The organism is Streptomyces sp. NBC_01264, from assembly GCF_026340675.1.
GTDB lineage: Bacteria > Actinomycetota > Actinomycetes > Streptomycetales > Streptomycetaceae > Streptomyces.
Genome location: NZ_JAPEOX010000001.1, coordinates 1,605,335 through 1,629,977, shown reverse-complemented (window position 1 = coordinate 1,629,977; position 24,643 = coordinate 1,605,335). Strand labels below are relative to the sequence as shown.

Sequence of the window (24,643 nt, the reverse complement as noted above, 5' to 3'; positions counted from 1 at the left end):
TAGATGAACGAGCGACGAGCCCGGCTCTGGGCCGGCATCGACGCGGGCAAGGGACACCACTGGGCAGCAGTGGTCGACGAATCCGGCAGCACCCTGTGGTCGAAAAAGATCGACAATGACGAGTCGGCGATCCTGACCGCACTCGGCGGGATCCTGGAGCTTGCCGACGAGGTCCGCTGGGCGGTGGACATCTCCGGAACGTCCTCCGCGCTGCTGCTGGCCCTGCTCGCGGCCCATGGCCAGCAGACCGTCTACGTGCCCGGCCGCACGGTCAACCGCATGTCCGGGGCCTACCGGGGCGAGACCAAGACGGACGCCCGAGATGCCTACGTCATCGCCGAAACCGCCCGCCACCGGCGGGACTTCGCCACGATTGAGGTCCCCGCCCAGCTCGCTGCCGACCTTGCACTGCTGACCGCCCACCGCTCGGACCTGGTGGCCGACCGGGTACGCATGATCAACCGGCTCCGCGATGTGCTGACCGGTGTCTTCCCCTCGCTGGAACGGGCCTTCGACTACAGCAGTCACAGAGGTGCACTGGTGCTGCTGACCGGCTTCCAGACCCCGGCCGCCCTGCGTAGGCGAGGGCAGACCAGGCTCACGGCATGGCTGGCCAAACGCGGCGTCCGTAACGCCGACACCGTCGCAACCACCGCTCTGGAAGCGGCCGGAGCCCAGTACACGGTGCTGCCCGGCGAGGACGTTGCAGGACAGATCAGCGCCGACCTGGCCGGGCAGATCCTGGCGCTGGACGATCGACTCAAGCGCGTCGACAAGCAGATCCGCGAGACGTTCCGTACCCATCCGCAGGCCGGGATCATCGAGTCGATGCCCGGCATGGGCCCGATACTCGGCGCCGAGCTCGTCGTCGCCGCGGGCGACCTGACCGCCTACGCGGATGCCGGTCACCTGGCCTCGGCGGCCGGGCTGGTACCCGTCCCCCGGGACTCCGGCCGCCGGACGGGCAACCTGCATCGGCCCAAGCGCTACAGCCGCCGACTGCGGCGGGTGTTCTACATGTCCGCGCAGACCAGCATCATCCGCGACGGCCCGAACCGGAACTTCTACCTCAAGAAGCGCGCCGAGGGCTGCAAGCACGTCCAGGCCGTCATCGCCCTGGCCCGACGACGGGCGAGTGTGTTGTGGACACTGCTGCGTGACGGGAGGGAGTTCACCTCCGCTCCGCCGGTCACGCATCCGGCTTGACTTCCATCATTGAGACTCCTTCGAACCGCAGTCCGGGGAATGGGCCGGTCGAGCCGATGCTTGAACCGTGCTCCTGCGGGGCCGGGGGCGGGAAGGGCAGGAACGGCCCTGCATGGGGGCCGGTCGGCCCCTTCTGCGACAACAGCCGGGCGTGGAGTGTGGGCAGTCGGGCCGTTGCGGGGGCATGTCCGCGCCGTCAGGGCGGGGCCTGGCGGTACGTCGGGAACGCCGGCCGGTTTGAGACGATGCGGGCCACAGAACCGTGTCAGGGTGCTCGTCCCGAGGAGGCAGGCAGGTGAAGGGACCCCAGGCCGAGGCCGAAGCCGAGGCGCGGCATCATCCCGTTGTCGTCGCACACCGTACGAACCGGGCGGCCGATGTCCAGCTGCGCGTCGCCGACGCGATCACGAAATTCGCCGGCTCCATGCCGTTCGTCTACCTCCACGCGATCGGCTTCGCCTTCTGGATGGTGTTCGTGGAGGCCAATCCCTGGCCGATGCTGACCCTCGTCGTCTCCCTGGAGGCGATCTTCCTGTCGACCTTCGTGATGATCGGCCAGAACCGGCAGGCTGTGTTCCAGCAGGAGAAGGCCGACCACGACTTCGTCGAGCAGGAGCTGGAGCTCAAGACCAATACGGAACTGACCCGTGCCATCCACGCGATGACCACGGAACTCCACAGCCGGCTGGTTCCCGAAGTGGACAGCGACGGCGGGTCCTCGGCACGGTGAAGGGGGCCACAGCGCACATGACGGCCCCGGTCGGAGTTTGAGCGGCCTCGGTCAGCAGTCCAGGACGCCTAGGGCGTGTCCGCAATGTCGATCGGTCGTTACTCCGTTCGTGGTGCGAGGTCATGAACTGACTGATCAGGCCTGGGATGTCATCGGGCCGTTGCTGGCTCCGCCCCGGATGGGTCGTCCGGTGCGAGACCGGCGTCAGGTCCTCAACGGGATCCTGTGGAAGCTGTCCACGGGTGCGGCCTGGCGGGATCTGCCGGAACGGTATGGGCCGTGGAAGACGGTCTATGAACGGTTCCGCCGCTGGTCAGCCGACGGAACCTGGGACCGGCTCCTGGCCCACGTCCAGCAGCACGCGGATGCGATCGGCGAGGTCGACTGGACGATCGTCTGCGTCGACTCGACGATCGTGCGAGCTCACCAGCACGCAGCCGGGGCCCGAAAAGGGGGCCCTGGACCGGCGAAGCACTCGGACGCTCCCGCGGCGGACTGAGCACGAAAATCCACCTCTCCTGCGACGGGCAGGGCCGGCCTCTCGCGTTCACGATCACCGGCGGGAACGTGAACGACTGCACGCAGTTCGAGCTGGTCATGGCCCGCATCCGCATCAAACGGTGCGGGCCCGGCCGGCCCCGCACCCGGCCGGAGCGGGTGGTCGGCGACAAGGGCTACTCGTCCCGCAAGATCCGCTCCTACCTGCGGCGACGCGGCATCGCCTGCACGATCCCCGAGCGCGTCGACCAGATCAGCGGGCGTATGCGGCGCGGCGAGAGCCTGTGCCGTTTCGACCGTGCGGTCTACCGGCGCCGCAACGTCGTCGAACGCTGCTTCAACCGGCTCAAGCAGAACAAGGCCCTCGCCACCCGCTACGACAAACGAGCCCGCCACTACAAAGCCCTGGTCACCCTTGCCTGCCTACGGCTATGGCTCCCCAACTGACATTGCGGACACGCCCTAGCCCGTCTCTTTCGGATCTTGTCGGCCGAGCCCGCGGCGCCAGGCGTCGCGGGCCCGGCAAGATCCGAAAGAGACGGCCTAGACGTGGCCGAACCCGGGCACGGGCTGGCGAGCAGCAGCCCGAACGCGTACTCGTGCCCCTCGGTGCGGCGCCGCCGCACCGGGCCCGGACGGCCGCGGCCCCGCATGGGTCCGACCGGCCCCGGTAGGGGACCGTCCGGCCCTGTGCGTGCACCGGTGGCGGGTACAACCTGAGGGTGACGACCTGTGCGTCGCCGAAGTTCCTGTACCGGCTAAGAACCGCAAGGGTGTGACGATCATGGGAGAGACCACGGCAGACGCGTCCCCGATCAAGGTTCCGGCTGCCCGGGGTGACCTCGGGCGACGCGTGACGGCCCGACGCGAAGAGCTGGGAATCACGCGTGAGGAACTAGGAGAGCGCTGTGGGGCCGCCGCGTCGTACATCGCCTACGTGGAAGAACGGGCGGCAGCGCCGAGCATGGGCATGCTCGTGGGTCTCGCGGATGGTCTGGAGACCACCGTTGGGGAGCTGACCGGGAGAACGACGGACAGTCCTCCCGGCATGGGGACCTCGATGCGCGGTTCCGCCTCGACGGTGCTGAGCGAGGCCGAGTGCCACCGGCTGCTCTCCACCCACGGCATCGGCCGGGTGGGCTTCTCCGGGATGGAAGGGCTTGCCGTCTTTCCCGTCAACTACGTCGTTGTCGGGGCCGAGATCGCGTTCCGAACGGCGGCCGACTCGCGCCTCGCCGAGGCATCCGGCACCGAGGTCGCCTTCGAGGTGGACCACATCGACGACGCGATGCGAGAGGGCTGGAGCGTCATGGCCGTCGGCGAGCTGTCCGGCATCACGGACGGGGAACGCGTCAGCCACCTGTACTCCGTAGCCCGCTCGCTCCCCTGGGCCGGCGGACCCCGTACGCACTGGATGACCGTGGCCCCGACCCGGGTCTCCGGCCGGCGCGTGGGATCCGGGTGAGCGCCCCGGATGCCGTCGTCTTCGACACCGACGGAGTACTGCTCGACTCGGCACGGCGGCACGCCGCGGCTTGGAAGACCGCCTTCGACAGTTGCCTGGACGCCTGGGCCGCGTCCGGGAACGGCCGGCAGCCTCCCTTCGACGCGGACCGTGAGTACCGCCGGTGGGTGGACGGCAAGCCCCGGCTGGACGGGGCGGAATCCTTCTTGAGCTCCCGTGGCATCGACCTGCCGGCCGGCACTCCCGACAGCGCACCGGGCGACGACACGGTCTGGGCGGTCGCCGCGCGCAAGGAGGCGGCGTTCGTACGGACGCTGGAAGCGGGGGCCGTGGAGGCCTTCGCCGACGTCGCTCCGGCGCTCTCCCGGCTGCGGGCGCACGGAGTGTGCTGCGCCGCCGTATCGGCCTCCCGGCACGCCCGGCCGCTTCTCGGAGCAGCCTCCCTCCTGGACTACTTCGACGCGGTGGTGGACGGTACGGACGCCGCCGAACTGGGGCTCGCGGGCAAGCCCGACCCCGCCCTGTTCCTCGAAGCGGCCGTACGCCTCGGGATAGCCCCCGCCAGCTGCGCGGTGGTGGAAGACGCCCTCGCGGGCGTCGAAGCCGGTCGGCGCGGCCGCTTCGGCCTCGTCGTCGGCCTCGACCGGACGACGAGCCCCGCCACCGCGCGGGCACTACGGGAACGAGGGGCGGACCTGGTCGCCGCCGAACTCCACGCCGTCGCCGACACCGTCTGCGGGGCCGGACCGTGACCGCCTCGTGGACGTGGGAGTACGGCCACTACGACCCCAAGGCGGAGCGACTCGTCGAAGCCCTGTGCACGCTGGGCAACGGCAGGTTCGCCACGCGTGGTGCGGCCCCCGAGACCCCGGCGGGCCCCGTGCACTATCCCGCCACCTACGCCGCCGGCTGCTCCAACCGGCTCACCTCCCACGTGGCCGGCCAGCAGGTAGACAACGAGGACATGGTCAACCTGCCCAACTGGACGGCACTGCGCTACCGCTGCATCACCGACGACGGACGCCCGGGCGACTGGCTGACTCCCGACGACCCCGGCCTGCTGCACCACAAGGTGGTGCTCGATCTGCGCCGGGGAACGCTCACCCGGCACATGCTGTTCCAGAGCGGCCACGGCCGCCGCCTCGGCGTCACTCACGTCCGCCTCGTGCACATGGGGGACCCCTACCTCGCGGCCCAGCGAACCACCTTCCACGCGTACGGCTGGAGCGGTCAGGTCGAAGTGGAATCAGCGCTCGACGGGGACGTCGTCAACGCGGGGGTGGAACGCTACGGCGGGCTCGACGGCCGCCACCTCACCGACCACCGGACGGGCTTCGCACCGCACGGCGTCGTATGGATCGCCTGCCGTACCACCTCCGCCCTCACCGAAATCGCCCTTGCCGTAAAGACGGTCACCCGACCCCGAGCGGCCACCATGACGAGTTCCACCGCGGCCGGGACGGTGCAGACGTTCAGACTGCCCGTGGCTCCCCGGCGATCCGCGACGGTGGTGAAGACCGCGGCCCTGTACACATCCCTCGACCGGCCGAACGGAGACCTCCTGCCGCGCGCGATCGAGCACGCTTCGCGGGCCCCCGGATTCCCGGAGCTGCTCACGTCACAGCACTCGGCCTGGGAACGACTTTGGGAACAAGGGGAGTTGACCGTCTCGGGGGAGACGGGCCGGATCCTGCGCCTCCATGCCTTCCACGTGCTCCAGACGCTCTCCCCGCACACCGCCGAGCTGGACGTCGGCGTCCCCGCGCGGGGGCTGCACGGCGAGGCCTACCGGGGGCACGTCTTCTGGGACGAACTCTTCGTCCTGCCCTACATCACCCTGCACTTCCCCGAAGTCGCGCGGGCCCTGCTCATGTACCGCCACCGACGCCTTCCGGCCGCCCGCGACGCTGCCCGGCAAGCCGGTCAGATCGGGGCCATGTTCCCCTGGCAGAGCGGAAGTTCGGGACAAGAGGAGAGTCAGGCCCTGCACCTCAACCCCCGCTCGGGCCGTTGGCTCCCCGACCACTCGCACCTCCAGCGCCACGTCGGCTCCGCCATGGCCCTGAACGTCTGCCGGTACGGGCGGGCCACCGGGGACACCGGCTTCCTGCACGGCCCGGGCGCGGAACTCCTGCTGGAGATCGCGAGCTTCTGGGCCGGAGCCGCCGTCTACGACTCGGAACGGGGGCGGTTCCGCGTCTGCGGCGTGCTGGGCCCGGACGAGTACCACGACGCCTATCCGGAGGCCGCGGAACCCGGAATCGACGACAACGCGTACACCAACGTCATGGCCGCCTGGGTGATCCAGCAGGGGCTCGAACTGCTCGACGAGCTGCCCCCGGCCCGCCGGACGGAGCTGACCGAATGGCTCGCCCTGGACCGCGGTGCGCTCGTGCACTGGGAAGAGGTGTCCCGTCGCCTGTACGTCCCGTTCCACCGGGGCGTCATCAGCCAGTTCGAGGGATACGGAGACCTGGCCGAGCTGGACTGGGCGGCCTACCGCGCCCGGTACGGCGACATCCGCCGGCTCGACCGGATCCTGGAAGCCGAGGGGGATACGGTCAACCGCTACCAGGCGTCGAAGCAGGCCGACGTGGTCATGCTCGGCTACCTCTTCCGGCCCGCCGAGCTGTACGCCCTCTTCGCCCGGCTCGGCTACCGGCTCGACGACGCGGTGTGGCGGGCGACCGTAGCGTACTACCTGCAGCGCACCAGCCACGGATCGACGCTCAGCAGCCTCGTCCACGGCTGGGTGCTGGCCCGCCAGAAGGACCCGGACGCCTGGAAGTACTGCGAGGAGGCACTCCTCGGCGATGTCACGGACATCCAGGGGGGCACCACCGGCGAGGGAATCCACCTCGGCGCCATGGCCGGCACCCTTGACCTCGCGGAGCGCGGCGTCACGGGCCTGGAGGCCGGCCCCGAAGGCCTGTACGTCGATCCCGTCCCCCTGCGGGAGATCGAGCCCGTCTCCTTCACGCTCTGCCACCGGGGACACCGCGGTGTCCGCGTACGCCTGCTCCCCGGGAGGTTCGGCATCACCGTGCCGGAATCCTGCCAAAGTCCCCTGGCCCTCATGCTGCCCGGGGGGCAGGCCGTCGTGGTGGCGGCCGGCGACGAGCATCTGTTCCGCCTGCCACCGGACTGATCCCTGCTTCGAGGAGGTCCCCCTCAAAGGGTCCTGGCATCCACGAGAGGGCCGAACGGCCCCTACTCAGGCCCCGGTTGGGCCCCTACGGACGGCTCGTCCCCGAGGGGAGAGTGGAGGAAGCGTCAAGATGCATCACGCACGGGCTCGCAGGAACGACCGAAGGAGGAAGCGCATGAGTGCGAAACAGGTTCTGGTCGCCTACGGAAGCAAGCACGGTGCGACCGCCGGGATCGCGGAGCAGATCGGATCGGCACTGCGTGAGGACGGCATCGACGTCTGGGTGGTCCCGGCCGACGAGGTCACGGACGTCCGCGGCTACGACGGGGTGGTGCTGGGCGGATCCCTGTACGCGGGGCGGTGGAACGGACGGGCCCGGCGCTGCGCGAAGCGCAACGCCCGGTATCTGAAGCACCGTCCCGTCTGGCTGTTCAGCAGCGGACCGGTCGACTCCTCCGCCGAACGCAACGACATCCCGCCGGTAAGGGCCGTCGCCAGGCAGATGCGACAACTCGGCGCCCGCGACCACGTCACCTTCGGCGGCAGCCTCACGGAGGGCACGCCCGGCCTGCTCGCCCGCACCCTCGTACGCCAGGGCAAGGCCGGAGACTTCCGCAACCCCGAGCGCATCCAGGCCTGGGCCCACCACATCGGTGCCGAACTCACCGCGGCCGCCTCACCCGCCCCGTAGGAAGACTCCTGGTGCCGGAGGCCCGCCATGCTTCACGGAACACCGCCCAATCCGTTGCGGCGGAAATCTGACCGCACGCGCACCCGGTGGCTCGTCGCCTTCGTCCTGTCGGCTCTCGTCGCAGCCTTCTGCGGAGTGGCCGTCGGGCTGGCCGTGTGGAACGTCGACAACCGCACTGCGCGGGAAGAGGCCGAGCACGCGCACCGGATCACGGCCACCACGCTCGGGGCCGCCGAGCACGCACCCGACTCCTGGAGCGGCGGTGCCGCCGCGTCCGTAGCACAGGCTGCCTGGCAGTACCCTTCGGCCACCCGGCGCACGGGACTCGTAACGGTCCAGCCCAAAACCCCCGCGGGTAGTCCCGTCGTGATCTGGGTGGACGACTCGGGCCGTACGGTCCAGGGGCACCCATCCGCGGGCGAGCGGGCCTTCGCCGCGATGACCGTCGGTGCCACTGCCGCGGCCCTGATCGCGCTGACAGCCGCAGGCGTCGTCCACCTGAGGCTCCGAACCGTCCATGCGCGCAGCCTGTCCATGTGGGGACGGGACTGGCAGCGCGTGGAACCCGGCTGGTCGGGCCGACTGCCCACTCAATCAGGAGTCGACGACGACTGAGGCGCTCACCGGCCGGGGAGGTGCCTTCACTCGTGGGCGATGACGGCGACGGGCGCGGCGGCGTGGTGCAGGACCGCGTGGGCGATCCCGCCGATGTGGGTGCCGTAGGCGGAGCGCCGGATGCGCCTGCCGACCACGACCAGCGCGGCACCCTTGGATGCGTCCACGAGCTGGATCGCGGACTGGCCGATGAACACCTCGGGGGCGACCGCCACCGAGGGGTACTTCTCGCACCAGGGGCGGATCATCTCGTCCACGGCCGTGGCGATCCCCCGACCTATCTCCTCCTGCACGCCGAGATCGAGACCGTAGCTGTAGCCGGAGCCGACGACGGGCGGCGGTGACCAGGCGTGGATCACCCGCAGGGCGCACCCGCGGCGTGCCGCCTCGTCGAAGGCGAAGGAGAGCAGTGCGTCACAGGGGCGCCCGATGTCCACTCCCGTCACGATCGGGCCATCGGTGCCGCGCTCCTCGGCGGGCGTGGCCTCATCGTGCGGTGCCCGGACGAGAACGATCGGCTGATCGGTTGCGGCGATGGTCCCGGCGCTGATGGACCCGAGGATGAACCCGGCGATGCCGCCTAGCCCTCGGGAACCGAGCACCAGCATGTCCGACGAGGCAGCCGCGTGGGCCAGGGCCGTAGCCGGGATCCCTGACAGCCGGCGGGAGGTGATCTCCAGGTTCGGGTAAAGCCCCTTGATCTCCTCGGAGGCCTCGCGGAGCAGTCCCTGCGCCCACTCGCTCTGGACTTCGCTCGTCGCGACGGTGAGAGGGGGCCGCTCCAGCCACTCCTCCACGTGGACCAGGGCCAGAGGTGCCCCGCGGAGGTTTGCTTCGTGCGCGGCCCATCGGGCCGCAGCGACACTTTCGCGCGAGCCGTCGAGGCCGGCGGTCACAAGGTTGGCCATGGTGCCCATCTCCCTGAGTTGACGTGTGAGTTCCAGACTCCGTCCCGGCCACCGCTTCCAAGGGGGGCCGAGGAGTCCGTTGTTGAGCCGACCGGCCCTTGCCGGGCGGTGTCCGGAGTGAGCTGCGGCTCGGCACCGCCCAGGTCGAGCCGCAAGGGCGGGTACTCGTCCGTCATGAGTGCGCCGTACGCGATGACGCGCAGCGCCCGGCGGGAGAGGCGGGTTTGCCGCTCCGCTGCCACCTTGGTGCTCAGGTCCTTCACGAGTCCTCCTCGGAGAGCGGGCGCGCAGGTCCCCCGGCAGGGCTGCCGGGTGTGGAGCGGTAACGGTCGGCTCTGGCCGGCGGTCAGTCGTGGGCGAGTACGGCCACCGGTGCGGCCGTGTGGTGGAGCACGGCATGGGCGATCGGGCCGAGGTGCGTGCCCATGGGCGAGCGGCGGATGCGGCGCCCGATGACGACGAGGTCCGCGCCCGTGGTGGCCTGGACGAGCTCACGTCCCGCCGATCCGATGAACGTCTGCTCCTCGAGTCGTACGTCCGGGAACTTCATCCGCCAGGGCATGAGCATGTCGTCGAGCATCTCGGCGACGGTGTGGTCGACCTCGCGTGCGACCGAGGCCTTGAGGACGGGCGAGTAGCCGGACGCCGGAGGGAGCTTCCAGCCGTGTACCGCCCGCAACGCGCAGTCACGGCGCGAGGCTTCTTCGAAGGCGAAGGCCAGGACCCTGTCGCAGGACTGGTGGATGTCGACGCCCACGACGATCTCGCCGTACGGGGTGCGGGCCGCGTTCTCCCCGTCGTCCTCCTCCGCCCGTACGAGGACGACGGGCGTCTCGGTGGCGGTGAGGGTGGACAGGCCCACGGAGCCGACGATGAAGCCGACCACACTGCCCAGCCCGCGGGAGCCGAGGACCAGCAGGCCGGCGCTCTCGGCCTCTGCCGCCAGAGCCGTGGAAGGCCTGCCGGAGAGGCGACGGGCGGAGATCTCCAGGCGGGGATACGCCTGCTTCAGCTCGTCGGTGGCGGAGGTCAGGACCTCGTCGGCCCAGCGGTCGTGCGTCCCGGGGTCCAGTTCAGGTATCAGGGTGCCGGAGGACCAGTCCTCGGCGTGGACGATCCGCAGGGGGGCCTCGCGGAGCGTGGCCTCGCGGGCTGCCCAGCGGGCTGCGGAGAGGCTCTGGGGGTGCCGTCGACGCCGACGGTTACGTGGTGGTTCATGACGGTGGCCTCCTCGGGCTGCGCGGAGTGTTCCGCGGTCACCAGGTGATGGGTTGTGCTCCGCGCTCCGGTGGGATCAGACGGGAGTCGTCCGTGCGGGCGGTGAGCTCGTCGACCACGGCGACAACGCCGTCCAGTCGTGCGGTGAGTCGCAGGGCGAGGGGGATCTGGCTCTGCCGTTCCAGTCGGCCCGCGAGGGTCACGACACCGTCCAGGACGTGGATGTCCACCGCCCCGGTGGGCGCCCCGACGCTTTCCGACAGCACGTCCTCGCTCACGTGCCGCCGTATCTCGGCATCGGGGCGCAGGAAGACGCGCAGGAGGTCACGCCGGGTGACGATGCCGACGAGGCGTTCTTCCTCGTCGGTCACCGGAAGGCGTTGCAGACCGAGGCGCGTCATGAGCTGCCCGGCCTCCGAGACGCCTTCCCGCCGCGCGGATGGTGACTGCGGGAGCCGTCATGATGTCGGCGGCCGTCAGGGCCTTGCGGGCGAGCAGATCGCTCTCGGAGACGACGCCGACCACCCGGTCGTCCCCGTCCACGACGGGCAGTCCGGTGATGTCGTGGTCGGCGAGGAGCTTGACGATCTCCCTGAACGTCGTCGAACGGTCCACCGAGACGACATCTGCCGACATCACCTCGCCGACCTGGGTGTGCTTCACGACCGGACCTCCTGTACGTCGTCATGCGGGGGCGCAGAGGGCTGGTGTGCACCACCCGTACCAGCCACCATCCGCCCCGCCGGCATCCGTATCGAGGGCCGAACGGTCCTGTGAGAGGGCCGACCGGGTCAGTCCACGGGGGCGTGCGCCGATTCCGAGCGCCGGGGAGGGGAACCGGGGAGGGACCGGTCGGCCCTTGCCCTGGCCCCTATGGCCCTCGCCGGCCACTCGCCCGCGATGCCAGCGTGAGAGGGCAAGCACGATGGCCCTCGATCAGGAGAAGACATGGAAGGCATCACTGCCGGTCCGGAACTCGGGACGGTCATCGTCGGCGTCGACGGGTCGGACCCCGCACGCGGGGCAGTCCTGTGGGCCGCGGCCGAAGCCGTACGGCGGGGGAGCACCCTGCACATCGTCCACGCCGCGGATACGGACAGCAGAGCCGTCTACGCATCGGTGGAGACCATCGAACGGGTCCGCACCGCGGGCCGCGAACTACTCGATGACACCGCCGCCGCCGTAGCGGAACTCCATCCCGATCTGTACGTCACCATGGAGTTCAGCCGCAACGCACCCGTACTCAGCCTCCACAGGGCCGCCGGCGTCCACGGCACGATCGTCATCGGCAACCGCGGTCTCGGCGGGTTCACCTCGCTGATGCTCGGCTCCGTCGGACTCAAGGCCGCCGCGAGCGCCACCACCCCCCTCGTCGTGGTGCGGGGCACGGACCCGCGGGGCGAAACCGGCAGCGTGCTGGCCGGCGTCCACGACGAACACGACCTCGACTGCGTCCGGTACGCCGCGCACGAAGCGGGGCTGCGCAAGGCGTCGTTGCGGCTGCTGCACGTATGGAGCCCGCTGCACTCCGTCGGCAACGTCGTGAGCATGCTCGACGACGTCGAGGAGGTCAGCGGTCGGCACGTGGAGCGCCTGACGGCCATGGCAGGCCTGATCCGTGAGGAGTTCCCGGATCTGACCGTGCACGCCGACTTGGAGAGGAGCTTCTCGGTGGCTGGCGTACTGGCCGAGGCCTCGCAGGACGCGGACCTGCTGGTCGTCGGCGGGAAGCGCTCGCCGGGCTACATCGGGCGCACGCTCGGGCACGTGAGCCACAGCCTCCTGCATCACGCACGGTGTCCCGTGCTGCTCATCCCGCGGCACGCCAACGACCAGGGGAACGAGTCGTGATGAAGAACATGACGGACCGTGAGATCGTCGTCGGCATCGACCCGGTCAGGGACTGGCACATGGCCCTGGCCTGGGCCGCCGACGAGGCGCACCGCCGGGCGCTCGGCCTGGGTCTCGTCCTGGTGGTGCCACCGCAACACGACACCCAGCACGCCGACGGGGGCACGCACCGCATCGACCTGCGCCGGACCGGAGCGGAAACCCTCGAAGCGGCCGCCGTGTGGGCGCGCTCGCGTCACCCGGATCTCGAACCGTCCACCCACCTGCTCGACGGGCTTCCCGCCCCCGTCCTCGGCCGGCTTTCCCTCAAGGCCCCCATGCTGGTGCTCGGTTCGCGACACCTCAGCCGCACCGAGGAGTTCCTAAGTGCCGGTTCGCTGGTGGTGCCCGTCGTCGCGCAGGCGCACTGTCCGGTCGTGGTCGTCGGCGATGCGGAGCACGTCAGCCAACTGTCGCCGTACATGGTCGTCGCGGTCGACGGCAGCGAGTCCTCGAAGGCGGCGCTGGCCGTGGCCTTCGAGGAAGCGAGCGTTCGCGGGTGCATGCTGCGGGCCATCTCGGTGTGGCGCCTGCCCCTGCTCTCGTTCCAGAACAGGGACGAAGGTCTCCAGGAGCAGCGCCGCATGCTGTACGAGACGGTCGCCGGCTGGTCGGAGAAGTACCCGGACGTCGCGCTCACCCACGAAGTGCTGGCGGGCCACCCGGTCGAGGAGCTGGCGCAGGCGGCCGAACACGCACTGGTAGTGATCCTGGGCCGCCGTGGAAACGGGGGCTACACCGGCATGCGGCTCGGCTCCGTCGTCCACGGACTGCTGCACCGGGCACACTGCCCGGTCATCACTGTCCCCCTCGCGCAAGGGACCTGATGTCCGCGCCCGCGGCCAGCCAAGCACCCGCCACCCCGCTGAAACCCGGCGGACTCACCGAACGGGAGGCCGGGCGACGCCTCGTCGAGCACGGCCGCAACGAAATCGCCGCCCGGCCGGCCGCACCCCTGTACGCCCGGGTCCTGGCACAGCTCCGAGACCCCCTGGTCATGGTCCTGATCGGCGCGGTCCTGCTCACGATCGCCATCGGCGACCACGCCGACTCCATCGTCATCGGCCTGGTGATCCTCTTCAACACCACCGTCGGCGTGACCCAGGAGATCCGCGCCGACAACGCGGTGGCCGCACTCTCGGCCATGTCGGCCCCGGGCGCACGCGTGCTGAGGGAGGGCACACCGCGCGAAGTCCCGGCCACCGACGTCGTACCCGGTGACGTTCTCCTCCTCGGCGAGGGCGACATCGTCGCCGCCGACGCCGAACTCACCGAGGCATCGGCCCTCCTCGTCGACGAGTCCATGCTCACCGGCGAGTCCGTCGCGGTGGGCAAGGAGCCGGGTACGGCCCTGAGCGCCGGAACGGTCGTCGTACGGGGGAGGGGCGTGGCCACCGTTGCGGCGACCGGCGGGGGCAGCGCGCTCGGCCGTATCGCCGCCCTCCTCGAAGGCGGTCGGGAGCCGACCCCGCTGCAGCACCGACTGGCCTCCCTCGGACGGATCCTGGCCGCCGCCACCCTCGGATTGTGCCTGATCGTCTTCGTACTGGGCCTCCTGCAAGGCCTGCCCGTCGGGATCATGGCCGTGACGGCCATCAGCCTGGCGGTCGCCGCGGTACCGGAATCCCTGCCCGCCGTAGTCACCCTCGCCCTCGCCCTCGGCGCCCGCCGGATGGCCACGCGGCACGCGCTCGTACGCCGCCTTCCCGCCGTGGAGACGCTAGGTTCCGTCTCGGTCCTCGCCACGGACAAGACCGGCACCCTCACCGAGGGCCGCATGGTGGTCCAGCAGGTCTGGATGCCCCATGCCACGGCCGACCTCTCCGGCGTCGGCTACGAGCCGGAAGGCGATGTCCTGATCGCCGGCCGACGCCCGACGCCGAGGGAATGGGAGCCGCTACGCGAACTGCTGACCGCAGCGGCACTCTGCAACGACGCCTCCATCCGCCCGCCGACGGGATCCGCCGCGCCCGACGACCGCTGGACCCCCATGGGGGATCCCACCGAGGCGGCCCTCCTGACGGCCGCGGTCAAGGCGGGCTGCGCCGATCAGGCCAGCCTCCACGAAAGCCACCCGCGCGCGGACGAAGCGCCTTTCGACAGCCTGCGCAAACGCATGACCACCCTGCACACCACACCCGAGGACCGGGTGCTCGTGTGCCTGAAGGGCGCGCCCGAAGCGATCCTCGACCCCGCCGTCCTCGCCGACCCCACGGACCTGCTCCACACAGCGGAACAGCAGGCCGCGCTACTCGCTGCCCGCGGCTTCCGCGTCCTTGCCATCGCCTCAGGGACACGGGACGAGGCCCCCGACCACCCCGCGGACGCCGAGACCGGCCTCCACCTGCTCGGCCTGGTCGCCATCAGCGACCCGCCCAAAACGGAGGCCGCGGCCACGATCGCCGCCTGTCGGGCGGCGGGCATCACCCCCATCCTCATCACCGGCGACCACCCCGCCACCGCGCGCGCCGTGGCGACCGAGGTGGGCCTGCTCTCTTCCGACAGCACGCACGAGAACGTGGTCACGGGTGCGGACCTCACCGCCGGCCGGGTCGAGGACCTCACCACCGTCCGCGTCTTCGCGCGTACGAATCCGCAGCAGAAGCTGGACATCGTGGAAGCCTGGCGCTCCCACGGCGCCGTCACCGCGATGACCGGCGACGGCGTGAACGACGGACCCGCCCTGCGCCAGGCCGACATCGGCGTCGCGATGGGCGCGCGCGGCACGGAGGTCGCGCGGCAGGCGGCAGACCTCGTGCTCACCAACGACGAACTGTCGACGGTCGTCGCGGCGGTCGAGGAAGGCCGTCGCGTCTACGACAACATCCGCCGCTTCCTCGTGTACGGCCTGGCCGGTGGAACGGCCGAGATCCTCGTCATGCTCACCGGCCCCCTCATCGGTCTCCCCCTGCCCCTGCGGGCCGGCCAGATCCTCTGGATCAACCTCCTCACCCACGGCCTCACCGGTGTCGCCATGGGCGCAGAACCGGTCTCACCGGGCGTCATGAACAGACCTCCCCGCCCGCCCGGACAGCACATCCTCGGCGCCGGAGCCTGGCAGCGACTCCTCCTGCTCGCCACCGTCGTCACCGCCTCCTGCCTCGCAGCCGCCCTCACCGCACGCGCCTGGGACCTGCCGTGGCAGAGCGTGCTCTTCCTCGCCCTGCTCGCCGGCCAGCTCGGAGTGGTCCTGGGCCTGCGAGCCCGCCTCCTGACCAAGGAGAACCTCTTCCTTCCCCTGGCAGTCCTCGCCTCCGCACTCCTCGCGGCAGCCGCGCTCTACCTCCCCGCACTCCGCTCGATCCTGGAAACCGAACCGCTCGACCTGACCGGCATCGGACTGGCGGCGGCCACAGCCCTGACCGGATTCATCGCCGCCCGCTTCGTACGGACGGCGTTCCACGCGCAGCGACGGACGACGGCGAACTCCCACGGCTGAAGCGAAACGCCCTTGGCCGGGGTTCCGGCTGTTCGGCATGCAGCCTCTCAGCACAGGACACGGCCGTTCACCAACGACAGCACCTTCGCCTTCGACGCCAACCTGTGGGACTGGGACTACAGCTACACCGACACCTACGAGCACGTCCCGTGGGTCAGCTATGAGGTCTGGTCGGACGCGGCAGCGAAGCGGGCGTCTAACGGCTGTATGTCCGGCCGCCCGTGCCAGGCGAAGTCCTTATGTCCGCGCCCACGGTGCCGACCATCCGCCTGCCCTAACCCGAGCCCGACGGGCAGACCGCTCCCAGGACGGCCGGCCGTCGGGATCTCCATGGCGGCGCCGTGACGGCCGCGTCGGCTTGCGCACGACGTGCTGAACAGCGTCAGACCAGGGCCACTTCGTGGATGGGCGGCTCCCGGAGGAAGAAGGGCCGGGGGCCGTCAGTCGTCGGCTCTTCTTCGTCCAGCCATACCGAGCCAGCCTTGCCGGTGCGCTTCGGCGATCCGCGCGACGAGGTTGACCTTGATCGCCTTGAGGCTGTGTTGCTCGTGTGGCGACGCGGAGTATCGCGCATACGTGCGCCGCACCTGCGTGGCGCAGTTCTCTGGTGGGGGCATGGCGGTGCGATGGCGGGGTCCAAGTGGTCCGGCGCATTGGGCCGTTCGGCCCTTCGGCCGCTGGCCTATCCCGAGCACACTGTCGGTGCAAGCAGGAAGATGCGGTGCTTCTCCGAAGCACCCGAGGCGCCTGCCTCAAGGAGACAACATGACCGACACCATGACCCGGGGCCCCATCGAGAGCGTGCCGAGCACCAATGGCAAGGACCTGCGCCAACGGAGCACTGCCGACCTGCCCGCACCGGAGTCTCGGGGCCGGACGACGATCGCGGACAGCGTGGTGGCGCAGATCGCCGGTATGGCTGCCCGCGAAGTCCCTGGCATCCACAGCCTGGGCGCCGGGATGAGCCGTGCCATCGGCGCGATGCGCGACCACGTCCCCGGCGGAGGCTCGAACCTCTCCCGCGGAGTCAAGGTCGAGGTCGGCGAGCGCCAAGCGGCCGTGGACCTGGACGTGGTGGTCGAGTACGGCGTCGCGATCCTCGACATCACCGCAGGCACTCGCGCACACGTCATCTCCGAGGTGGAGCGGACGACCGGCCTGGAGGTCGTGGAGGTCAACATCTCCGTCGTCGACGTCCACCTGCCCCAGGACGAGGACGAGGCCGCACCCCTCGAGAGCCGGGTGCAGTGACGCCTCCCCCGGTGGAGCGCACGACCTGGCGCGAGCACGCGTCGGGCACTGAGCCGGGGCGGTACCCCGGCGAACACAGCGCCGCCATCGGCCTGCTGGCCGGGATGGCCCTGGCGTTCGCCGGCTACTTCGGCGGATTCTTCGCCTTCCTGCTGGTGGCCGTCATGGGAGCGGCGGGATTGGTGACGGGGCTTGTTCTGGAGGGGCGCCTGGACCTGGGCGCCCTTCTGGGGGCACGGCGAGGTCGATGATGAGAACCGCCTTGGTGCCGCCCGAGCCCCACGGACAGCAGGCCGTGGCGGCTCCGGGGCGCGGGACCACCCATATTGAGGGCCGGGTCGTGGCACGCCTCGCCGCCCGCCTGGCGGACGACGCGCTCGATGCGCACGCCAGCCCCGGACGGCGCAGCAGGGCACCGCACGCGCGGATCGCCACCGCCGGGGGTGCGGTGCGGGTAGCGCTGCAGATCCATCTGCCCTACCCGGCTGATCTCTCAGGGGTCTGCACCCGGCTGCAGGACCACGTCGCCGTGCGCCTGGCCGAAATGACGGGTCTTCATGTCCCCGAGGTGCGGGTCGAAATCCAGCACTTCATCATCGACCCCGCCGGCACGGCCCGGGGCCCGGCGGTGGACCTCGCCAAGCCACCAGCCCATCCTGCGTTCCGTAGTCCGGCGCTCGCCGGGGCTGACGGCGCGGCCGTGAACCACGCGGCGCGCGTGCCGTACCGCTGGTGGTCGGCACGCCGGATCCCCGCCGCACTGACAGCCGTGCTGGTGATGGCCGGGTCCGGACTTGTCAGCTACGACGTCGTGGCCGTCGGGCATGAGCATCTGCCCCGCTGGGACCAGAGCCTGGTGGTCCGCCAGCTGACCGATCATCCGCTGGGCAGCGCCTGGCCGGTGCTTGCAGCGGGACTCTGCGCCACGCTGGGCCTGTGGCTCGTCGTCCTGGCACTGACCGCTGGGCGTCGCCGTCTGCTGCCCCTGCGTCGGAAGGACCAGGACCAGGAACAGCTGCTGAGGGCGAGCCTGGACCGTGCCAGCGCAGCCGACGCGATGCGCGATGCGGCGCTGAGCGTGCCGGGCGTCACCGCCGCGCGAGTACGCCTACGACGCCGGATCACCGTGCGAGCTGTCAGCAGCTTCGGCGATCCGCAGCAGATCGACACGGATCTGAGCCAGGCTTTGAATCTTGCGCTGGACGGGCTCTGCCTGACCCACTCCCCGGCCCTGACGCTCCGCACCCGACGGCGCACGTCCTAGCGCCCGGAGCCCGCACCCACTGCCACATGGCCAAACTTCGTCCCGGGGATCTGTCATGCGAGTGCAACCCGTCGTCAACCGTGCCCTTTTGGCTTCGATCGGGGCGACCCTGCTCGGCGCCGGATGCTTGGCTCTGGCCGCCGGCCTCGATCTGTACCGCCGTTGGGACCTGCCTCGGCCACCCCAGTGGATACCCACCAGCCCGGGCGAGGCCCTGCGCTCCGCTGCACGCGATGGCGTTGCCGCATGGCCGGGGTCCTTGCCGGTGACCCTGGCCGTACTGGCCCTGGTCGTGCTGTTCGGGCTCGTCTGGCTGCTGCGGCAACTTCCCGGCTTCATGCCCCGCAATGCTCCCGTGGGCGGACCTGCACAACGAGGGTCCATCACCGTACGTGGCTCGGCGCTGGCTAGGGCCGTCCGGGAACAAGCTCTGGCCGTCCCCGGAGTCCACCAGGCCCACGTACGCCTGAACGGCGGGGGTACCAGCCCCCGAATGGACCTTACGGTGATCATGACCCCTACCGGCAACCTGCGCGAGGTCCTGAACATCCTGCAGGCAGGGCCGATCCAGGATGCCCGGACCTCGACCGACTGGCCGCACCTACCGGTCGAGGTCCGATTGTTCATTGCCTCCCACAAGGGGCGTCGCGCCTGCTGATCGGCAGGCGCGACGTTGGCCGGGTCCTGTACGGGGCTGGCGACGCGTCACGTGGAGCGCTGTACCTGCCTTCGCAGGACTCAGTCTGCGACGGCCGGTGCGGGAGCACAGTCCCGGCGTAGGTGGCCAGATTGCCGGAGAGCGCGGTCCTGGCCTGGACCGTGACGCGAAGGTCGTCTCCGCGCACAGCTCTGGAGGCACGGTCGCCTGGTCGGGGAGTTACTCGTGCTCGGGGGTGTCGCCAACACGGTCGCGGTTCACGCCAGCGACGAAATCGGCCACAGCGCGACAGGCCTGGCCGTCATCACCTGTCTGGGCAAGGTGAGGGTGCACCCGTCAGCGGCACCCTCAGCACCGGGCTACCGGGCCTGGGCGGCTCTTGGGGCAACGAGATCACCTTGACCACGACGGTGCGTGGGCTGCTGGGTGCCACCTTGGTCGAGGATCAGGTCGCCCTGGTCGGCAACCGCCTCGACAAGCCATCCCGGGACAGAGTCACCCCCGCCGGTGGCGGCCTGGCCGTGTCCGGAGCGTTTGAGTGCGAGAGCCCCGTCGGCCGCCGTGACGCTCCGCCTCACGGCGGCCGACCGGATCTCGGGCATCCCGCTCGGCTCTAGCACGGCGGCCCGCAGGCCGAACAAAGCCGCACGGGGCAGTCGTGGCCTGCCTTCCGGCCGCGGCCCATGCTCCGTGAAATCGGAGAGTGGGCCGTCATTGATGACGATTATGAAGATGATTCGGTGACGTGGCAGTTGTCGCCCACGCCGACGGTGATGGCAGCCCGGTGCAGACCGAGAGACACGTCCACCAGAGCCGCTTGCTGCTCGACGTCTGGGGCGGGTCGTTCACTGCGCAGACGGGGTGGACGGTGGCTACGGGCTCCAAGGCGGCCACTGTCTGCTGGTATGCGTGGTGGACCGGTGATCGCGCTGGTCCGTGACTGGCCCGGACCTTCTCTGGGAAGTGGGATTCCGGAGGCAAATGAACCCAGGAATCAAGCGGCTTCGGTAGCCATCAGGAGAGCAGGGCGCGGTGCCTGACCGGTCGTTTGTGCAGGTCAGGCGCTGTGCTCAACTCTTAGAAGAAGCCGAGCCTCTTGGGGGAATAGCTTACTAACAAGTTCTTGGTCTGCTGGTAGTGCTCCAGCATCATCTTGTGGGTCTCGCGGCCGATGCCCGACTGCTTGTAGCCGCCGAAGGCGGCGTGGGCGGGATAGGCGTGGTAGCAGTTGGTCCAGACGCGGCCCGCCTGGATCGCGCGGCCCGCGCGGTAGGCCGTGTTGATGTCGCGGGTCCAGACGCCGGCGCCCAGGCCGTACGCCGTGTCGTTCGCGATGCGCACCGCGTCGTCGAAGTCCTGGAAGGAGGTCACCGACACCACCGGGCCGAAGATCTCCTCCTGGAAGATCCGCATGCGGTTGTCGCCCTCGAAGATGGTCGGCTGGACGTAGAACCCGCCCGCCAGTTCACCGCCGTGGTCGATGCGCTGCCCGCCGGTCAGGATCTTCGCGCCCTCCTGCTGGCCGATCTCCACGTACGACAGCACCTTCTTCAGCTGCTCCGCCGAGGCCTGCGCGCCGATCATCGTGTCCGTGTCCAACGGATGCCCCGGCACGATCAGTTCGGTGCGGGCCACCGCCGCGTCGAGGAAGTCGCCGTAGCGGCCGCGCTCGATCAGGGCGCGCGACGGGCTGGTGCACACCTCGCCCTGGTTGAGGGCGAACATCGTGAAGCCTTCCAGGGCCTTGTCCCGCAGGTCGTCGTCGGCGGTCCAGATGTCGTCGAAGAAGAGGTTGGGGCTCTTTCCGCCCAACTCCAGCGTCACCGGCTTCAGATGCTCCGCCGCGTACTGCAGGATCAGCCGCCCGGTGGAGGTCTCCCCGGTGAAGGCCACCTTCGCCACGCGCGGGCTGGACGCGAGCGGCTTGCCCGCCTCCTCGCCGAAGCCGTTGACGATGTTCACCACGCCCGGCGGCAGCAGGTCCGCGATCAGGCTCATCAAGTAGTGGACGGACACCGGGGTCTGCTCGGCCGGCTTCAGTACGACCGTGTTGCCCGCGGCCAGGGCCGGCGCCAGTTTCCACACGGCCATCAGGATGGGGAAGTTCCACGGGATGATCTGGGCGACCACGCCCAGCGGCTCGTGGAAGTGATAGGCCACCGTGTCCTCGTCGATCTGGCTGAGGGCCCCCTCCTGGGCCCGCAGCGCACCCGCGAAGTAACGGAACTGGTCCACGGCGAGCGGCATGTCGGCGGCCAGGGTCTCGCGGACCGGCTTGCCGTTCTCCCAGGTCTCCGCGACCGCGAGCGCTTCCAGGTTCCGCTCCATGCGGTCCGCGATTCGCAGCAGGATCGTGGAACGCTCGGTGATCGAGGTACTTCCCCATGCCGGCGCGGCGGCGTGCGCCGCGTGCAGTGCGCGCTCGACGTCCTCGGCGGTGCCGCGCGCGACCTCGGTGAAGGTCTCGCCGGTCACGGGGGAGGGGTTGGCGAAGTACCGCCCGAGGGCGGGCTCGACGTACTCGCCGCCTATGAAGTGGCCGTAGCGGGACGCGTACGACATCAGCGCGCCTTCGGTACCGGGCGCAGCGTAACGGGCCATGGAGGACCTCCCCTTGCCGGGCGCCGGCCGCCATCGGCCGGTGCTCGACGTGAGGCTAGGGGCGGGCAGGTTGCCGGTACGTTGCGCGGCCGCGCGGTGAACGGACCGCCGCGGGCGGTGGCGCGGTGGCGGTCGGGGTCCCCTCCGGCGCCGGCCGACGGCGCGCGGGCGGCCCGGCGACCGGCAAGTGTGCGGCCGGCGAGCCGTGTTTTGCGCCCGGTCCCGTTCCGAGGGCCTTGCCGAGTTCCGCGCCCAGGCCCGTTCCGAGGCCTGCGCCCAGGCCCGTGCCGGGGCCCGCGCCCGGGTCCGTTCTGAGGCCCGCGCCCGGGTCCGGGTCCGTTCCGAGGTCCGTCTGCAGGCCCTCCGCTCCGAGTTCCGCGTCGATGGCCCGTACGCGGGCCAGCGCGGCCGTCCGGCCGGCGGCAGGGAGTACGGCCGCCAGGGCCCGCCAGACTTCGGCGTCCTCCGCGCCCCACGGGCTGCACACCCAGTCGGTGAGCAGCCCCGGGTCGGCCCGCGCGATCACCGCGGCCCGCGCCTGCTCCTCGATGCGGCGCCGGAGCCGGACGATGCCGGGCGCCGTGGAGGCGGGCAGCAGCGGGCCCGGGTAGCGGGCCAGGGCCGCCGAGACGGCTCCGGAGGCCAGGTGGCGGGTGACGGCGGTGAAGTCGGCCTCCAGCGGCACGGCCGTGCGGTAGGGACGGGAGAGCGGGGCCCGGGGACCCAACAGGCCGCGCAGCCGCGACATTTCGGCGCGCAGGGTGACCGGCGACACCGACTCGTCCTCGTACAGGGCGATCGACAGTTCCTCCCCCGACAGCCCCTCTGGGTGGTGCGCGAGCAGCGCCATGATCTCGCTGTGCCGCCGCCCGAGCCGGAGCTCGCGGCCACCGTTGGTCAGCAGCGCCTCCTCGCGGCCGAGTGCGGTGAGGCGGTCCCCGGGAACCCCGGTTGCCCCGGGCCCCGGATCCAGCAGGGCGAGCCGGGCCTCCGCCGCGCACGCCACCGCCGCCACGAAGGCGAGGGAGTGCGGGTGGGCCAGCCAGTCGCCCCCGGTGACGTCGACGGCCCCGAGCAGCCTTCCGGTGTGCGGATCGCGGACCGGAGCCGCCGCGCAGGTCCACGGGTGCACCCGACGGCTGAAGTGCTCGGCGCCGAAGACCTGGACCGGCTCCCCGACCGCCACCGCCGTGCCGGGGGCGTTGGTGCCCATCGCCGTCTCCGCCCAGCGGGCACCCGGCACGAAGCCGAGGCCCTCCGCGCGCCGCATCGTGGCGGGTTCGCCCTCCACCCAGAGCAGGCTGCCCCGCGCATCGCACACCGCCAGCAGATGGGCCCCGTCCGAGGCGAAGGCGCCCACGAGGTCCCGGAACAGCGGCAGCACCCGGGCCAGCGGATGCTGCTCCCGGTACGACCGCAGTTCCGCCCCGGCCAGCTCCATCCGGGGCGCGCACTCCGGGCTGACCCGGGCCCGGGCGCAGCGGCGCCAGGACCTCGCGATGACCGCCCGCACCGGGGCCTCGACCCGCCCGTCCCGGGTGAACGCGGCGTGGGCCGCCCGTAGTTCCCGCGTCCGCTCGGCGGGGTCGGCCCCGCCCGGCAGAGCCACAGAAGGATCGTCCATGTCGCCCTCTCGCGGTGCCGTGGTACCCGGAGCGCCCCATCGTCGTACCGGCCCGCCGCCCCGGCAAGCGGTACGTCGGCCAGTGCGTGACGAAGCTCGGCCGGTCCCGATCGGTGCGCGCGCCGTCCCGGGCCTACTCCTCCGGGTCCAGCGCGGCCAGCGCAGCCGCGGGGTCCGTGGACGGCGGGCCCGCCGGGAGCCAGTGGTCCGCCGCGCGCCGGTACGGCCACCAGCGGCCGTCGCGGCCCAGGCGGAGCTGGCGGTCGCCGCCCGGTTCGGTCCAGCGGGACCGGACCCGGCGCAGCGTCGGGGCCGGCGCGTCGGCGTCGGCGTCGTCCGTGTCCGCCTCCGCCCCGTCGGCCCGGGCGGCCGCCAGCGCGGCCCTGGCCCGGGCGAGCGACGCCCGGTCCGGGGTCCAGTCCTCCTCCAGTACCGCGACGGCCTGTGCCCCGCCGAAGCCCCAGGCGAGTACGGCCCGGTCCATGGCCGCCCGGTCCCTGTCGGAAGCCTCCGACAGGCGGGAGCGGACCCGAAGGTCGTGGGCCTGGGCCGTGAGCCGTACGGCGTCGTACGCGAAGGGGGGCCCGGGCTGCGGGGCGTGGTCCGCGTGGGCCGGAGCAAGCGCCTCCGCGAGCAGCCGGTACGCCTGCGCCGCGGCCGCCTGCGCCAGGAACTCCACCCCGTCCACGTCCAGGCCCGGCGGCTCCGTCCCCGACTCCGTGTCCAGCGTCGGAGGCTGGCCCGGCCCGTCCGGCAGCGCCGCGGGCGGAGGCAGCGGGGGCAGGGCCGGGGCCTCGGCGTACACCTCGGAGGCGAGCACGCCGACGTCGGGTGCGAAGTCCGCAGATCCCGCTTCCGCCTCCGCCGTGCTGCGCTCCTCCAGCTCGGCCACCAGACCGGCCTCCGCCCGCCCGCGGAGCAGCAACAGCACGAAGGGGTCCTCGTCCAGCAGCCGCGCCACCTGGTAGCAGAGCGCCGCCGTGTGCGGGCAGTGGTCCCACTCCTCGCAGTCGCAGCGCGGATCGAGGTCGCCTATCCCGGGCAGCAGGTCCACCCCGGCGGCCGCCGCGTCCTCCGCGAGCTCCGGCGGGACCTCCCGGTCGAGCAGCGCCGCGATGTGGCCGGACTCGGCGGCGGCCATGCCGAGCAGCCGGTCCCATTCCGCCTCCGTGAACTCCTGGACCAGCACGTCGGTCCGGTGCGCCGTCCCGTCCGGGTCGCGCACCACGGCCGTCAGCCCGCCCGGGCGTACGGAAACGGCCCCGACCGCGCCGGAACGTGCGTACCGGCGGCCCTGCTTGACCTGCTGTCCGTCGAGCGCGCTGTCCTCCAGGGCGCGCAGCCAGGCATGGCCCCACCAGGTGTGGGCGAAGCCGCGGCCCGGGGCGGGCGCCAGGGCCGGGAAGGTCTTCTCGTACGGGTCCTGCGCGTTCATCC

The 24,643-nt window shown here is 71.2% G+C and carries 20 protein-coding genes and 3 pseudogenes; 15 read left to right on the top strand and 8 right to left on the bottom strand.

From position 1 onward, the window contains the following. Positions 1-3 precede the first annotated feature (3 nt). The 8 genes and pseudogenes from OG435_RS07345 to OG435_RS07310 all read left to right on the top strand — a co-directional run bounded on the left by OG435_RS07345 (position 4) and on the right by OG435_RS07310 (position 8,353). Positions 4-1,206 carry an IS110 family transposase gene (locus OG435_RS07345; protein WP_266876013.1) on the top strand — a complete coding sequence of 401 codons (1,203 nt, stop codon included), beginning with the start codon at positions 4-6 and terminating at the stop codon, positions 1,204-1,206. Positions 1,207-1,501: 295 nt separating this feature from the next. Further along, on the top strand, positions 1,502-1,936 hold the full coding sequence (locus OG435_RS07340; protein WP_266876012.1) for a DUF1003 domain-containing protein: 435 nt from the start codon (positions 1,502-1,504) through the stop codon (positions 1,934-1,936). A 109-nt stretch (positions 1,937-2,045) separates the two neighbouring features. Next, a pseudogene (locus OG435_RS07335) lies at positions 2,046-2,881 on the top strand (IS5 family transposase). A 337-nt stretch (positions 2,882-3,218) separates the two neighbouring features. After that, complete coding sequence (locus tag OG435_RS07330; RefSeq protein ID WP_266876011.1) at positions 3,219-3,899, top strand: helix-turn-helix domain-containing protein; 681 nt, start codon at positions 3,219-3,221, stop codon at positions 3,897-3,899. Further along, positions 3,896-4,651, top strand: coding sequence for an HAD family hydrolase (locus OG435_RS07325; RefSeq protein WP_266876010.1), 756 nt, complete (start codon positions 3,896-3,898; stop codon positions 4,649-4,651). The genes OG435_RS07330 and OG435_RS07325 overlap by 4 nt, the downstream gene beginning before the upstream one ends. Further along, positions 4,648-7,047: a glycoside hydrolase family 65 protein gene (locus tag OG435_RS07320; protein ID WP_266876009.1), complete on the top strand. Its 2,400-nt coding sequence runs from the start codon at positions 4,648-4,650 to the stop codon at positions 7,045-7,047. Before OG435_RS07325 ends, OG435_RS07320 begins: the two co-directional genes overlap by 4 nt. A 175-nt stretch (positions 7,048-7,222) precedes the next feature. Further along, positions 7,223-7,738: a flavodoxin domain-containing protein gene (locus tag OG435_RS07315; protein WP_266876008.1), complete on the top strand. Its 516-nt coding sequence runs from the start codon at positions 7,223-7,225 to the stop codon at positions 7,736-7,738. Positions 7,739-7,765: 27 nt separating this feature from the next. Further along, positions 7,766-8,353, top strand: coding sequence for an Rv1733c family protein (locus tag OG435_RS07310; RefSeq protein ID WP_266876007.1), 588 nt, complete (start codon positions 7,766-7,768; stop codon positions 8,351-8,353). Between the two features lie 26 nt (positions 8,354-8,379). Here the strand turns inward: OG435_RS07310 and OG435_RS07305 are convergent, their stop codons facing one another. From OG435_RS07305 to OG435_RS50065, 5 genes and pseudogenes are all read right to left on the bottom strand, one after another. Then, positions 8,380-9,261 carry a universal stress protein gene (locus tag OG435_RS07305; protein ID WP_266876006.1) on the bottom strand — a complete coding sequence of 294 codons (882 nt, stop codon included), beginning with the start codon at positions 9,259-9,261 and terminating at the stop codon, positions 8,380-8,382. Positions 9,262-9,607: 346 nt separating this feature from the next. Then, the gene (locus OG435_RS07295) at positions 9,608-10,123 is read right to left on the bottom strand and encodes a universal stress protein (protein ID WP_266876005.1); all 516 of its coding nucleotides are present in this window, start codon (positions 10,121-10,123) and stop codon (positions 9,608-9,610) included. Positions 10,124-10,132: 9 nt separating this feature from the next. Further along, a pseudogene (locus OG435_RS07290) lies at positions 10,133-10,384 on the bottom strand (universal stress protein); the annotation flags it as partial. Positions 10,385-10,517: 133 nt separating this feature from the next. Then, entirely contained in the window at positions 10,518-10,850 is a 333-nt protein-coding gene (locus tag OG435_RS50070; protein WP_323187794.1) for a BON domain-containing protein, read from the bottom strand. Continuing rightward, a complete protein-coding gene (locus tag OG435_RS50065) occupies positions 10,804-11,142 on the bottom strand; it encodes a CBS domain-containing protein (RefSeq protein WP_323187793.1) in 339 nt (112 codons plus the stop codon). Before OG435_RS50065 ends, OG435_RS50070 begins: the two co-directional genes overlap by 47 nt. Before the next feature lie 285 nt (positions 11,143-11,427). Here OG435_RS50065 and OG435_RS07280 point away from each other — a divergent pair, with 285 nt between their 5' ends. The 7 genes from OG435_RS07280 (at position 11,428) to OG435_RS07250 (ending at position 18,981) form a co-directional block, all read left to right on the top strand. Beyond that, positions 11,428-12,330: a universal stress protein gene (locus tag OG435_RS07280; RefSeq protein WP_266876004.1), complete on the top strand. Its 903-nt coding sequence runs from the start codon at positions 11,428-11,430 to the stop codon at positions 12,328-12,330. Next, entirely contained in the window at positions 12,330-13,196 is an 867-nt protein-coding gene (locus OG435_RS07275) for a universal stress protein (RefSeq protein ID WP_266876003.1), read from the top strand. The genes OG435_RS07280 and OG435_RS07275 overlap by 1 nt, the downstream gene beginning before the upstream one ends. After that, entirely contained in the window at positions 13,196-15,808 is a 2,613-nt protein-coding gene (locus OG435_RS07270) for a cation-translocating P-type ATPase (protein WP_266876002.1), read from the top strand. Before OG435_RS07275 ends, OG435_RS07270 begins: the two co-directional genes overlap by 1 nt. A 765-nt stretch (positions 15,809-16,573) precedes the next feature. Further along, the gene (locus OG435_RS07265) at positions 16,574-17,059 is read left to right on the top strand and encodes an Asp23/Gls24 family envelope stress response protein (RefSeq protein ID WP_266876001.1); all 486 of its coding nucleotides are present in this window, start codon (positions 16,574-16,576) and stop codon (positions 17,057-17,059) included. An 11-nt stretch (positions 17,060-17,070) separates the two neighbouring features. Continuing rightward, positions 17,071-17,310, top strand: coding sequence for a hypothetical protein (locus tag OG435_RS07260; protein ID WP_266882311.1), 240 nt, complete (start codon positions 17,071-17,073; stop codon positions 17,308-17,310). Between the two features lie 89 nt (positions 17,311-17,399). Then, positions 17,400-18,323 (top strand): DUF6286 domain-containing protein, encoded by a 924-nt coding sequence (locus OG435_RS07255; protein WP_266876000.1) that lies wholly within the window; start codon positions 17,400-17,402, stop codon positions 18,321-18,323. A 61-nt stretch (positions 18,324-18,384) separates the two neighbouring features. Beyond that, on the top strand, positions 18,385-18,981 hold the full coding sequence (locus OG435_RS07250) for an alkaline shock response membrane anchor protein AmaP (protein WP_266875999.1): 597 nt from the start codon (positions 18,385-18,387) through the stop codon (positions 18,979-18,981). A 1,077-nt stretch (positions 18,982-20,058) separates the two neighbouring features. Here OG435_RS07250 and exaC read toward each other — a convergent pair. From exaC to OG435_RS07235, 3 genes and pseudogenes are all read right to left on the bottom strand, one after another. Continuing rightward, complete coding sequence (exaC, locus tag OG435_RS07245; protein WP_266875998.1) at positions 20,059-21,582, bottom strand: acetaldehyde dehydrogenase ExaC; 1,524 nt, start codon at positions 21,580-21,582, stop codon at positions 20,059-20,061. Between the two features lie 367 nt (positions 21,583-21,949). Further along, a pseudogene (locus tag OG435_RS07240) lies at positions 21,950-23,206 on the bottom strand (transcriptional regulator); the annotation flags it as partial. Between the two features lie 133 nt (positions 23,207-23,339). Then, positions 23,340-24,641: an SWF or SNF family helicase gene (locus OG435_RS07235; protein WP_266875997.1), complete on the bottom strand. Its 1,302-nt coding sequence runs from the start codon at positions 24,639-24,641 to the stop codon at positions 23,340-23,342. Between the last annotated feature and the right edge of the window lie 2 nt (positions 24,642-24,643).